At 60.5% G+C, this 12,056-nt stretch carries 11 protein-coding genes and 4 pseudogenes; 9 read left to right on the top strand and 6 right to left on the bottom strand.

Annotated elements, in window-relative coordinates:
- Positions 1–55: 55 nt before the first annotated feature.
- The 4 genes and pseudogenes from AACY52_RS05700 to AACY52_RS05685 form a co-directional block, all read right to left on the bottom strand.
- Positions 56–1,024, bottom strand: a complete 969-nt coding sequence (locus AACY52_RS05700; protein WP_339560342.1) for a FecR domain-containing protein — start codon at positions 1,022–1,024, stop codon at positions 56–58.
- Positions 1,021–1,560 carry an RNA polymerase sigma factor gene (locus tag AACY52_RS05695; RefSeq protein ID WP_339414976.1) on the bottom strand — a complete coding sequence of 180 codons (540 nt, stop codon included), beginning with the start codon at positions 1,558–1,560 and terminating at the stop codon, positions 1,021–1,023. The genes AACY52_RS05700 and AACY52_RS05695 overlap by 4 nt, the downstream gene beginning before the upstream one ends.
- 121 nt (positions 1,561–1,681) lie before the next feature.
- Positions 1,682–1,867 (bottom strand): annotated as a pseudogene (locus AACY52_RS05690) (dihydrodipicolinate synthase family protein); the annotation flags it as partial.
- A gap of 171 nt (positions 1,868–2,038) precedes the next feature.
- A complete protein-coding gene (locus tag AACY52_RS05685; RefSeq protein WP_339414975.1) occupies positions 2,039–3,055 on the bottom strand; it encodes a DUF4917 family protein in 1,017 nt (338 codons plus the stop codon).
- Between the two features lie 125 nt (positions 3,056–3,180).
- Between AACY52_RS05685 and yiaY the strand changes: the two genes are divergently transcribed.
- The 6 genes and pseudogenes from yiaY to AACY52_RS05655 form a co-directional block, all read left to right on the top strand.
- Positions 3,181–4,329, top strand: a complete 1,149-nt coding sequence (gene yiaY, locus AACY52_RS05680) for an L-threonine dehydrogenase (RefSeq protein ID WP_339560341.1) — start codon at positions 3,181–3,183, stop codon at positions 4,327–4,329.
- A gap of 92 nt (positions 4,330–4,421) precedes the next feature.
- The gene (locus tag AACY52_RS05675; RefSeq protein WP_339414973.1) at positions 4,422–5,096 is read left to right on the top strand and encodes an NAD(P)H-binding protein; all 675 of its coding nucleotides are present in this window, start codon (positions 4,422–4,424) and stop codon (positions 5,094–5,096) included.
- Positions 5,096–6,008, top strand: a pseudogene (locus tag AACY52_RS05670) (LysR family transcriptional regulator). The gene AACY52_RS05675 and the pseudogene AACY52_RS05670 overlap by 1 nt, the downstream one beginning before the upstream one ends.
- 113 nt (positions 6,009–6,121) lie before the next feature.
- On the top strand, positions 6,122–7,315 hold the full coding sequence (locus AACY52_RS05665) for a CaiB/BaiF CoA-transferase family protein (RefSeq protein WP_339497071.1): 1,194 nt from the start codon (positions 6,122–6,124) through the stop codon (positions 7,313–7,315).
- Positions 7,312–8,245 (top strand): annotated as a pseudogene (locus tag AACY52_RS05660) (hydroxymethylglutaryl-CoA lyase). The gene AACY52_RS05665 and the pseudogene AACY52_RS05660 overlap by 4 nt, the downstream one beginning before the upstream one ends.
- Before the next feature lie 136 nt (positions 8,246–8,381).
- A pseudogene (locus tag AACY52_RS05655) lies at positions 8,382–8,921 on the top strand (MFS transporter); the annotation flags it as partial.
- Here AACY52_RS05655 and AACY52_RS05650 read toward each other — a convergent pair.
- On the bottom strand, positions 8,922–9,410 hold the full coding sequence (locus AACY52_RS05650; protein ID WP_339560340.1) for a DMT family transporter: 489 nt from the start codon (positions 9,408–9,410) through the stop codon (positions 8,922–8,924).
- A gap of 68 nt (positions 9,411–9,478) precedes the next feature.
- Between AACY52_RS05650 and AACY52_RS05645 the strand changes: the two genes are divergently transcribed.
- The 3 genes from AACY52_RS05645 to AACY52_RS05635 all read left to right on the top strand — a co-directional run bounded on the left by AACY52_RS05645 (position 9,479) and on the right by AACY52_RS05635 (position 11,543).
- Complete coding sequence (locus AACY52_RS05645; RefSeq protein ID WP_339435935.1) at positions 9,479–10,405, top strand: LysR substrate-binding domain-containing protein; 927 nt, start codon at positions 9,479–9,481, stop codon at positions 10,403–10,405.
- Positions 10,406–10,418: 13 nt separating this feature from the next.
- The gene (gene fos / locus AACY52_RS05640; RefSeq protein WP_339560339.1) at positions 10,419–10,829 is read left to right on the top strand and encodes a fosfomycin resistance glutathione transferase; all 411 of its coding nucleotides are present in this window, start codon (positions 10,419–10,421) and stop codon (positions 10,827–10,829) included.
- A 186-nt stretch (positions 10,830–11,015) separates the two neighbouring features.
- On the top strand, positions 11,016–11,543 hold the full coding sequence (locus AACY52_RS05635) for a DUF4142 domain-containing protein (RefSeq protein WP_339494980.1): 528 nt from the start codon (positions 11,016–11,018) through the stop codon (positions 11,541–11,543).
- Positions 11,544–11,595: 52 nt separating this feature from the next.
- On the opposite strand, the gene AACY52_RS05630 is transcribed toward AACY52_RS05635, so the two are convergent.
- Positions 11,596–12,021: a low affinity iron permease family protein gene (locus AACY52_RS05630; protein ID WP_339560338.1), complete on the bottom strand. Its 426-nt coding sequence runs from the start codon at positions 12,019–12,021 to the stop codon at positions 11,596–11,598.
- Positions 12,022–12,056 lie beyond the last annotated feature (35 nt).

Below are 12,056 nucleotides of genomic sequence, written 5' to 3'. Positions count from 1 at the left end.
ATAAAAAAATCCACACCTGCAAATGAAAAATATTCTCAAATAAGAATTTGCGCGGTTATTTGCTCGGTTCGATTTTGATAATGCCGTCCGCCGACGCCACGGTTTTCACCGGTAACAGGGCGGGCAGGGCGTTGAGCAGGGCGTCTGGATCATTCACATCAAGATTGCCCGAGACCTTCAGGTGCGCCACGGCGTTGCTGACCTGCAACGGTGCCTGAGGGCGATAAAGGCTCAACTCGTCGATAAGGCTGGCAAGTTCGCGGTTGCGAAACGACAAGTGTCCACTGCGCCAGTCAGCGACCTCCTCGAAGGGAAGGGTTTGCTGCTGCAACGTACCATTGGCATAGCGGTAGATAGCACGTTGCTGGGCGCCAAGCAGCGTGACCGGGCTTTTTGCATCCGGCTCGAAAGCGACCTGGCCATGGGCGACGCTGATCACCAGTTGCTGTTGGCTGCGGCGCACGTCAAAGCCGGTGCCGACCACGCGCACGCTCGCTTCACCCGCTTGCACGAACAACGGTCGTTCCTTGTCGGCGGCCACTTCGATATACAGCTGGCCCTTGTCCAGGTGCACGATGCGCTGGTGCGCGCTGAAGTCCACACGTACGCGGGTGTTGGCATTCACATACAAGGTGCTGCCGTCGGGCAGGTTGAGGGTGCGCATGCCTTTGGCGTGCGCCGCCACTTGGGTGTGATACAGCTCGCGGGGCGCGCCGATGTGGGGCGCCAGCACCGCGCACAGCAAGGCGGCGGCCACGGCCAGGGCTGGGCGCCATACCGACGGTTTGCGCTTGGGCAGCGTCACGGGCTTGTTCAGTTGCTGTAACTGTTCCAGGTCGGCCCACAGTTGCTCGAATTCGGCATAGGCGCGGGCATGGGCGGGCTCGGCCTGCCAGGCGGCAAACGCTTTGCGCTCGGCGCGCCCCGTATCATTGCGGTTGCGGGCAAACCAGCTGGCGGCTTGGGCATCGATGGCGTCGCTGGCTTCGATGTCCAAGAGCTCGGTGTCGCTCAGGCGATTCATTCTGGCTGCTCCGTGCCGGGTTCTTGTTGAAGGCGTCGCTTGCAATGCAGCAGGGCAAAAGCGATGTGTTTTTCCACCATGCTGGTGGAAATGCCCATGCGCTCGGCGATCTGCGCCTGGCTCAAGCCTTCGAAGCGGTGCAGCATAAGGGCTTCTCGCCGGCGGGGCGAGAGTCCCGCGAGGACTTCTTTCAACTGTTCCAGCCGTTGCAAGCGTTGCGCGGCGGCCATGGGGTCGTTTTGCTCGTCGGTGACAGGTTCCGCGTCCATATCGGCCTGATCAACGTGAACGCAGTGCCGCACCTTCTGTTTGCGCCAGTGATCACGCAGCAGGTTGCGCGCCATCTGGAACAGAAACGCCCGTGGCTGCTCGACCTTGGCCCGGTCGCGGTAGTCCAGCCACTGGGTAAAGACATCCTGCGTCATGTCCGCCGCGTCGCTGGCGTTGTCCGTGCGTCTGCGCAGGAAATACAGGATATCTGTATAAAATCCGCGAAAGGCATCGGCCGACAACGGGTCGGGCTTGGGACGAGACATGGATATCCTTCTTGAGGAAGCACGATTTGGAAAAGGTCGTGAATGATATCGAGAATTATTGTTATTTGTCTCTCTGTAACAGATGTCCTCAGTCAAAAATGTGGAGACGTTCCTGTGGGAACACGATCGGCACGCCGATGCTGTCGCCAATCGCTGCATAGTGGGCGAGGATTTCCGCTTCGCTGAGCTTCCAGTAAGACGCCGACAGCACCATCACTGCATCGGCGCCATTGGCTTCGGCGTAGCGGGCGCGGCGTACGGCCTTCGCGGTGGTCAGGTCGCAGACGCTGATGAGGGTCGGTCCACGTATTATCCGCCAGGGTGTTTTGCATCTGGACCAGTGCCTGCAGGCGCAGTGCTGGTGGTCGTTCACAGCGCCGAAGAGTGACGCGATTCTGATTTGAAATGCAGTGCAATGTGGGAGCGGCGGTGCGACGATTCGACTTGCTCGCACAGTTGATCTTCTTCGTTCAGGGGATCAGCGTTCGACAGGCACTGACAGCGCCGTATTACCCAATGGATGCGTGCGCGCCGCGAAGAACTTCAGTTCAATTCCAGACCCGTCAAACAACGCTGAATACCGCCGTTTCTGCTGGCGGATAAACCCATCGCTGCGCCCCGAAACCGAGATCGCCAAAGTCGTCAGCTTTGCCTGGCGAATCGCATCCACCAGATGCTTATCCTGCGACCCCAAGTCATGGCCAAAGATGCACAGCGCGCCCTCATGCGTCAGCAACTGCTCATAGCAAAACGACAGATAGTCCGAGCTGCGGATGGTCTTGAGCTTCTCCTCAACCTTGCCTTCGCTGACAAACAGCGGCACATCATCGAGGGTCTTGATCGTGTTGTTGATGGCAAAACTGCTGAGCAACGTGCTCTCGGTGGTCGGCAATTTGCGCGCGGTGCCATCAAGGTTGCGCACCAGGTGCAGGCCGCCATGCAGGTAGAGGATGCGCGTGGCGTCGGTGCGGGTGTTGCGCAGGTCGAAGCTGGCGTCGGCGCTGCGAAACAAGTCGTCGATGCCCGGCGTGTGCAGGATCGCCCAATAGTTGAGCAAGTCGTAGTTACTGGTGAACACCGTGGCGTAATTGGCCAGTTCGCTGTTGATCGTCGCCAACGTAGACGGCTGCACCAGTCTCCACGGGATATGCACGGTGTGGATCGTATTGATCAAGGCTTCCTTGATCGCGTAATAGCGATTACGCGGCGCCGCCGAGCTCACCGCCAGGGCCTTGTTGACTCGACTGGTGGTTTTCAACGCACCCAGCGCTTGCTCGAAACTGCGGGTGTGCAGGGCATCGAACACACTGAGTTCGGAGGGGCTCAGGGGTTTTTCTTCGATGGTGCGCGCGTTTTCGAACAGCGAATCGTAGGCAAAGTCTTCCCAAATCGCTCGGCTTGCGCCGTTGCCGATCAGAATCCCGCTGAAGTCGGTGCTGCTGCGCAGTGCGCTCCAGTCTTCAAGGTGGGCGTCAATATCCTGGAAATCCTTCATTGCGGCGGGTCTACTCGAAATCGGCTGGACGGTGACTTTATCACGAGCGGGTGTTGATCCTGATCAAGATGGCGTAGGCAGGTGAGGTCGATGCTGTAGGCATAAACGTCATACGAGGATTCGCCATGAGCAGCACCTTCTTCATTCCCGCCGTCAACATCATGGGCACCGACTGCCTCGACGAAGCCATGATCGCCATCCGCAACTACGGCTTTCACAAGGCACTGATCGTCACCGACACCGGCCTGGCCAAGGCGGGCGTCGCGAGCATGATCGCCGAGAAACTGGCGATGCAGGACATCGACTCAGTGATCTACGACGGCGCCAAGCCCAACCCCAACGTGGAAAACGTCGAGAAAGGCCTGGCGCTGTTGCAACAGAGCGACTGCGACTTCGTGGTGTCCCTGGGCGGCGGCTCGCCCCATGACTGTGCCAAGGGTATCGCCCTGTGCGCCACCAACGGCGGGCATATCGGCGACTACGAAGGCGTCGATCAGTCGAGCAAACCGCAACTGCCGCTGGTGGCCATCAACACCACCGCCGGCACCGCCAGCGAGATGACCCGTTTCTGCATCATCACCGACGAAACCCGCCACGTGAAAATGGCCATCGTCGACCGCAACGTCACACCGCTGCTGTCGGTCAACGACCCGAGCCTGATGGTCGGCATGCCCAAGGGCCTCACCGCTGCCACCGGCATGGACGCCTTGACCCATGCCATCGAAGCCTACGTGTCCACCGCCGCCACACCCATCACCGACGCCTGCGCGATCAAGGCCATCGAACTGATCAGCGCCAACTTGCGCCTGGCCGTACGCGACGGCAGCGACAAGACTGCACGGGAAAACATGGCCTACGCGCAGTTCCTCGCCGGGATGGCGTTCAACAATGCATCGCTGGGTTTTGTTCACGCCATGGCGCACCAGTTGGGTGGTTTCTACGACCTGCCCCACGGCGTGTGCAATGCGGTGTTGCTGCCCCACGTACAAAGCTTCAACGCCAGCGTCAGCGCCAAACGCCTGAGCGACGTGGGCCGCGCATTGGGCGCCGACATCAAGGGCATCACCGACGAAGAGGGCGCACAAGCCGCCATCGCCGCGATTCGTAGCCTGGCCTCGGACGTTGAAATCCCGGCGGGCCTGCGAGAATTGGGCGCCAAGTTGCAGGACATTCCGCTGCTGGCTACCAATGCGCTCAAGGATGCCTGTGGTTTGACCAACCCACGGCGGGCGGATCAGCGTCAGATTGAGGAGATCTTTCGTAACGCGTTCTGAATGGGGTAGTTATGAGCTGCAAGCGGTAAGCTACAGGCTGAACTGCATTCAACTTGAGCTTGAAGCTTGCGGCTTGCCGCTGAGGTCCCCCTATGAGAGTTCTGCTATTCGGCGCCACCGGCATGGTCGGTCAGGGCGTGTTACGCGAGTGCCTATTGGCCGCCGACGTTCAGGAAGTCATCGCCGTGGGCCGCACGCCCTTGACCCAGGAACACGGCAAGCTGCATCAGGTGTTGCACGGCGACATGCTGGATTTCCAGCCCTTGGAAAACCTGCTGCAAGGTTTTGATGCGTGCTTCTTCTGCCTCGGCGTTTCGTCGGCAGGGATGAATGAAACCAAGTACACCCGCCTCACCTATGACCTCACCCTGGTCGCGGCCAGCACCCTGGCGCGGCTCAATCCGCAGATGACCTTTATCTATGTATCCGGCGCCGGTACCGACAGTTCCGAGGCGGGTAAGTCGATGTGGGCGCGGGTCAAGGGCAAGACCGAGAATGCCCTGCTGCGCCTGCCGTTCAAGGCGGTGTATCTGTTTCGGCCGGGGGTGATCCAGCCCTTGCATGGCGTGCGCTCGAAGACGCCGTTGTACCAGACCTTCTATTCGGTGCTTGGGCCGTTGTTGTCGTTTGTCCGGCGGATAAAACCGGGTTGGGTGGTAAGCACCGAGACCGTCGGCCGGGCTATGTTGCAGGTGGCGAGTCATGGTGCGTCGCAGCAAGTGGTGGAGCAGGCCGAGATCAATCGGTTGGCCAGCGAGCGTCGCTGATGATGCACAAAGGCCTGGTGCGTCGGCTGGACCTGATCACGCTGCAATTGTTTGTCGCGGTCTTTGAGGAAGGTACGCTGACCCGTGCCGCCAACCGTGAAGCCATTGCCGTTTCGGCTGCCAGCAAGCGTTGGATGGAACTGGAACAGGTGCTGGGCGTAAGCCTGTTTGTGTGGCGGGCCAAGGGCATGGAGTTGACCGCAGCCGGCGAAACCCTGTTGCACCATGCACGGCAGATGCTGTTCAACGTCGAAAAAAATGGGCCTGGAATTGGGCGAACACAGCCACGGCGTGCGCGGCTATGTGCGGATGCTGGCCAATCTGTCGGCGATCATTCAGTTCCTTCCTGAAGGTTTGCGGGACTTTTCCGAGCAGCACCCCGAAGTGAAAACCGACTTGGAAGAGCGCCCCAGCAACGGCGTGGTGCAAGGCGTTCTGGATGGCGTGGCGGACCTGGGGATTTGCTCCATTGACACCGACACCAAGGGCCTGCCGAGCGTGACGTATCGGCACGACAAATTGGTCGTGCTGATGCCGGCGGATCATCCGCTGGCAACCCGAGAAACCCTGGCATTTGCCCAAACCCTGGACAGCGATTACGTCGGCCTGCACGCCGCCAGCTCCATCAATATGCGCACCCACGCCGCCGCGCGCGAGGCGGGCAAGATGCTGCGCCTGCGCATTCATGTGCCGGGGTTTGATGCGATGTGCCGGATGGTCCAGGCGAATATGGGGATTGGCATCCTGCCGCAGAAGGCCTATGAACTTTTCGGTCGCGCATTGGGGTTACATGCTGTGCCGTTGACGGATGACTGGTCGGATCGCAGCCTGATCCTGGTGGTGCGTGATGAGGCGCAGCTGTCACCGGTCAGCCGGCTGCTGTTTGACTATCTGCGCAAGATGCCGGTGTAAGCGAATTACAGTGTTCGCCTTTCGCGAACGCGCCTTGCCAACTGACGGTTGGATTTTTTCTGCACCGGCCCTCTAGTCTTGGCGACACATTCCAAGAATAAGAGGTACACCCCATGACGGCTCCCCTGAACGGTATCAAGGTGATCGAGATCGGCACCCTGATTGCCGCGCCGTTCGCCGCCCGGCTGATGGCCGAGTTTGGCGCGGAGGTGATCAAGATCGAAGCCATGGGCCAGGGTGATCCGCTTCGCAAATGGCGAAAGCTGCACGAAGGCACGTCGCTGTGGTGGTACCTGCAGTCGCGTAACAAGAAGTCCCTGGCGTTGGATCTCAAGTCGCCAGAAGGGCTGGACTTGATCAAGCAACTGCTCGGCGACGCCGACGTCCTCATCGAAAACCTGCGCCCCGGCGGCCTGGAAAAGCTCGGCCTGGGTTGGGATGTACTGCACGCCCTCAACCCCAAGCTGACGCTGGTGCGTATTTCTGGCTATGGCCAGACCGGCCCTTATCGCGACCGCCCTGGCTTCGGTGCCATCGGCGAGGCCATGGGCGGCATTCGCTACACCACCGGCAACCCGGATTCGCCGCCCGCGCGGGTCGGTGTGAGCCTCGGTGATTCCCTGGCCTCGTTGCACGGCGTGATCGGCGCGCTGATGTCGTTGTTGCGGGTCAAGACGGGGCAGGGCGATGGGCAGATTGTCGATGTGTCCCTGGCCGAAAGCGTGTTCAACCTGATGGAAAGCCTGGTGCCGGAATACGACATGCTCGGCCATGTGTGTGAACGCAGCGGCGGCGCCTTGCCCGGCATTGCGCCTTCCAATACCTACCTGACGGCCGACGGTGCCTATGTGGTGATTGCCGGCAACAGCGACCCGATCTACAAACGCTTGATGACCACCATCGGCCGCGCCGACCTGGCTGAAGCCCCAGAATTCGCCCACAACGATGGCCGCGCCGCCAAGAGCAGTTTGCTCGACGCCGCGATCACCCACTGGACCAGCAGTCTGCCCATCGACCAAGTGCTCAGCGCCCTGGAGGCCGCCGAAGTGCCGGCCGGGCGTATCTATTCGGTGGCGGACATCGTCAGCGACCCACACTACCAGGCGCGTGACATGTTGCTCACTGCCGAGTTGCCCGGCGGTGTGTCAGTGAAGATGCCCGGCATCGTGCCCAAACTCTCGCAAACCCCGGGCGGCGTGAACTGGCAGGGCCCGACCCTGGGGCAACACACTGACGAAATTCTCGGCAGCCTGGGCCTGGCCGGCGCTGATATCCAACGTCTGAAAAGCACGGGAGTGGTGCAATGATTTCTGATTATTCCGACCCGCTGATTGTGCAGGAAGTGTCCCCGCGCGACGGCCTGCAAATCGAGCCGACCTGGGTCGAGACGGCCGACAAAATCGCCCTGATCGACCAGCTTTCCCTGGCGGGCTTTTCACGGATTGAGGCCGGTTCATTTGTCTCGCCCCAGGCCATCCCGGCATTGCGTGATGGCGAGCAAGTGTTCCAGGGCATCAAGCGCAAGCCAGGTGTCATCTATGTGGCGTTGATCCCGAATCTCAAGGGGGCGCAGCGCGCTATCGCGTCTAGCGCCGATGAACTGAACCTGGTGATGTCCGCCAGCCAGACCCACAACCTGGCCAATATGCGCATGCGCTGCGAGGCGTCGTTGGCGGCGTTTGGCGATATCGTCAGCGTTGCCGCCGACCACCCGGTGAGGCTCAACGCCAGCATCGCCACCACCTTTGGTTGCCCGTTCGAAGGCAAGATCGACGAAGACCGCGTGCTGAAGATTATCGAGGCCTATCAAGCGCTGGGCCATCAGCCTGGCCGATACCACGGGCATGGCCAACCCGCGTCAGGTGGCGAGCCTGGTCAAGCGTGTGTTGCAGCGCATAGCTGCCAGTGACCTGACCCTGCATTTTCACAACACCCGCGGCCTGGGTTTGTGCAATGTGCTGGCGGCTTACGAGGCTGGTGCCCGTCGTTTTGACGCGGCGCTCGGTGGCTTGGGCGGTTGCCCGTTTGCGCCGGGGGCATCGGGCAATATCTGCACCGAAGATTTGGTCAACCTGTGCGAGGAAGTCGGCATTCACACCGGTATCGACCTGCCGCACCTGCTGCAAATGTCCCGCCGCTTGCCGGCCTTGTTGGGCCACGAACTTCCTGGCCAGGTGGCGAAGGCAGGGCGCAATTGCGACCTGCACGCGCCGCCGGCCTACATCGCCACGTTGTAACGCTACACCAGACAACAAAAACAATTGGGCGCCTGTGAGCAGCCCGCTGGAGAGAAACCATGAGCACTAATACGTTGGAGGCCGGCGCGCGCCCGGCTGCTGAAATCGATGCCGAAAAAGCCCTGGTCAGCAAGGTCGCCTGGCGTCGTACGGCCTCAACTTCTGGGCACCGCAACTGATCCGCAGCGCGGGCACCCAGAACCCGGTGATGATCGGCCTGCTCACGGCGATTCCTTATGTTTGCGGCGCCATCAGCATGGTGGTGATCGGGCGACTGTCGGACGCTACCGGCGAGCGTCGCAAGTTTGTCTGCGGCCTGGTGGTACTCGGTGCGGTGGGCTTTTTCAGCGCCGGGTTTTTCGCCGACCACACCACCTTCCTGATCATTGCCCTGGGCATGTTGGGCGCTGGCATCATCGCGTCGATCCCGACCTTCTGGACCCTGCCACCCAAGTTGCTGGCGGGCGCCGGCGCAGGCGCGGCGGGCGGTATTGCGGTGATCAATACCCTCGGGCAGTTCGGTGGGATTGTCAGCCCGGTGATGGTGGGGCGCATCAAGGACCTCACCGGCAGCACCACCCCGGCGCTGTATGTGATCGGCGTGTGCGCGTTGTTGGCGGCGGCGCTCTTGCTGTGGGGCCTGCCGCAAAAATTGCGCACCCTCGATAAGGGTTGATCAACCCGTCGTTGCCAGAGCGGGGGCGGGTGTGGCGCTGAACTGAATCAACGCCACGCCGCCGATTAACAACAACGCCCCCAGCACGCGGGGCGTTGTCAGTTGGCGCTCAGCCAGGCCGAACAGACCAAAGTGATCGAGGACCAGCGACGCAAGAATCTGCCCGGCCATGGCCAACGCGATAAACCCCGAGGCGCCGAGCTTAGGCAATAACATCAACGCCAGGGAAATAAAGCACACGCCGAACGCGCCACCCGCCCACATCCACAGTGGCGCCTGGATGATAAACGTCAGGCTCGGCAGCGGCAGACGCATCGCCATAATCACCGGCAGCAACACGATGATGCTCACCAGCAGCGACGCCAGGGTGGCCCACAACGGGTGGCCGAGCCCGCGCCCGACGGTGGCGTTGATCGCACTCTGAAACGGCACCACGGCCCCGGCAATCACGGCCAGCGCCAATAAACCTACCCAATGTAACGTTGTCATTTCGACTCTCCCAGAGGTTTTGCTGGACTCTAGGTTATTCGTCACGCAAATTTAAATTCCAATTTCTTATGGTGAGCATGCAGCTGATGAATGATCTGCGCCGCATCGACCTCAATCTGTTGGTGATCCTTGACGCCTTGCTCAGCGAGCAACACGTCACCCGTGCCGCCGAGCGTCTGCACCTGAGCCAACCGGCCGTCAGCCATGCGCTGGCGCGCTTGCGTGACCTGCTCGGCGATCCGCTGCTGGTGCGTCAGGGCGGTAGTTTGGTGCCGACCGCTCGCGCGCTGGAATTGGCCACGCCACTGGCTGAAGCCCTGGCTCAGGTGCAAGCCCTGCTGGCGCCGAATCGCTTTGAGCCGGCATCGGCCAAGCGCAGGTTTCGTGTGGCAATGTCTGACTACAGTGCGGCGATTTTCCTACCCGATCTGGTGCGTACGCTGCGCAGTGAGGCGCCGGGTATCGATCTGCAAATCATCCAGGCCAGCCGTGAAGGCATGGTGGAGGGGGTGCTCAATGGCGACCTCGACCTGGCCGCCGGCGTGTTTCCCGACATGCCCGCCGAACTGCGTACTACGCCGTTGTTCGAAGAGCACTACACCTGTCTGGTGGACCGCAGCAGCCTGCCGGAGCGCGGCACGCTGGATTTGCCCGCCTACCTGTCACGTCCGCACGTGTTGTTGGAGATGCGCGGCAGCGGCACGCCGGAAATCGAGCGAGCGCTGACAGCGATTCGTGAGCGTCGGCATGTGGCGATCAGCCTGCCGCATTGGGGCGTGGCGCCGCAGTTGATACGGGGCACGGACCTGATCCTTACGGTGTCGTCCCGGGGCTTGCTCGATATCGATCATCAGCACTTGCTGGCGGTGCTGCCACCGTTTCATATTCCGTCGTTTGCATTTGAATTGGCGTGGCATGCGCGGCGGGGTGGGGATTCGGGGTTGCAGTGGTTGATTGGGCAGGTGCAGGGTGTATTGTCCGAAGATCACCGCTGACAGGAAAAACAACATGCTCTCAGGCTTTAACCACCTGACCCTGGCCGTCACCGATCTGGATCGCAGCGTCCGCTTCTACCATGAGCTGTTGTACCTTCAGCTCGACGCCACATGGGACGCCGGCGCCTACCTCTCACTGCCGGGTTCATGGCTGTGTTTATCGCTGGATCCATTGCGCGACGCGAATCCAGCCGCCGATTACACCCACTATGCGTTTACCGTCGCTGCGGCTGATTTCGCGGCGCTGATCGAGCGCCTGCGAACGGTTGATGTTGAAGAGTGGCGCGACAACCGCAGTGAAGGCGCTTCGTTCTATTTCCTCGACCCCGATGGCCACAAGCTCGAAGCCCATGTCGGCGACCTGGCCTCACGGCTACGCGCGTGCCGCGAAAAGCCTTATGCCGGAATGACGTTTTACCCGTAGGGCGGGCACGTGCGTAAACGCTCAAGCGCACGTGTTGGCAGGTCGTGCAGGCAGCAAACCAGCCGGATTTTAAGATGACCGTTCGTCGCACTGAAAAGTTTTTTCTAAACCTTTGCTGCCCTAAAAATTCGAATTGAGGGCGGGCTGTGTTCTCCCGCACCTATTCTTGCCCTGGAGGAACCCATCATGAGCCGCATGGCTATCCGGTTACGCACCGCCAGTTTCGCGATGCTGCTGGGCCTCGGCGCCAGCAATGCTTTCGCCCAGTCGCCTGCTGAATTCATTGAGCAGGCTTCGGCCAAAGGTATGGCCGATATCGAAACCAGTCGCATGGCCCACGCCAAGACATCGTCCCAGGAAATCAAGGACTACACCATTGAGGTGATCAACGAGCGCACCCTGGCCAACCAGCATCTGGCGGCCATCGCCAAGAAGCTCGATCTGCCTGTGGCCCCGCGGGAGAAAATCGTCGATAAAGCCGAAACGCTGATGCCTGAACTCAAGGACGGCGACTCCTTTGATGCGGCCTACACCGCGCAACAGGTGAAGGAAAACGAAGACGCCATCGCCCTGTTCAAACGGGAAGGCGCGGCATCGGATGTACCTGAAATAAAAGCCTTGGTGGACGAGACGCTGCCTAAGTTGGAGGAGCGTTTGCAGAAAGCCCGTGCATTGGCTTCGACCCATGCTAAAGGTCATCAAAGCGACGGCTGAATCCGTCACTTGAAATGAAAAACGGCGGTTGGATGTTCTCCAACCGCCGTTTTCATGACTGGTTCAAATCAGTTTTATTCGGCCCGGCATCGTCGCCAGCATAGCCACCACTGCTGTTCAGGTTCACGGTGCCAGCCTTGCCAAGGCTGCGGTACTCCTGGCGCAGCTTTTCCAGTTCTTTACGGTCCAGGCCGTCCAGACTGAGCACAGCGTTTTGAGCATCCTTGGACACGCGTAGCAGTTCATCGATCTTGATATGCAGGATGTCGTTGTCGCGGTTCTGCGTGTTCTGGATCAGGAACACCATCAAAAACGTGATGATGGTGGTCGAGGTGTTGATGATCAGTTGCCAGGTGTCGTTGTAGTGAAAATACGGCCCGCTCAGGCTCCACGCCAGGATCAACGCCACCGCCGCGTAGAACGTGCGTGGGCTGCCCGCCCAGCGGGAGAGGGATTGGGAGACTGTGGAGAATTTCATGACCGGTTTCCTTGGTAGGGGGTGATGAAAGACTG

Source organism: Pseudomonas sp. EA_65y_Pfl1_P113 (genome assembly GCF_963970525.1).
Classification (GTDB): domain Bacteria; phylum Pseudomonadota; class Gammaproteobacteria; order Pseudomonadales; family Pseudomonadaceae; genus Aquipseudomonas; species Aquipseudomonas tritici.
This window is presented reverse-complemented; position numbering and strand designations above follow the sequence as displayed.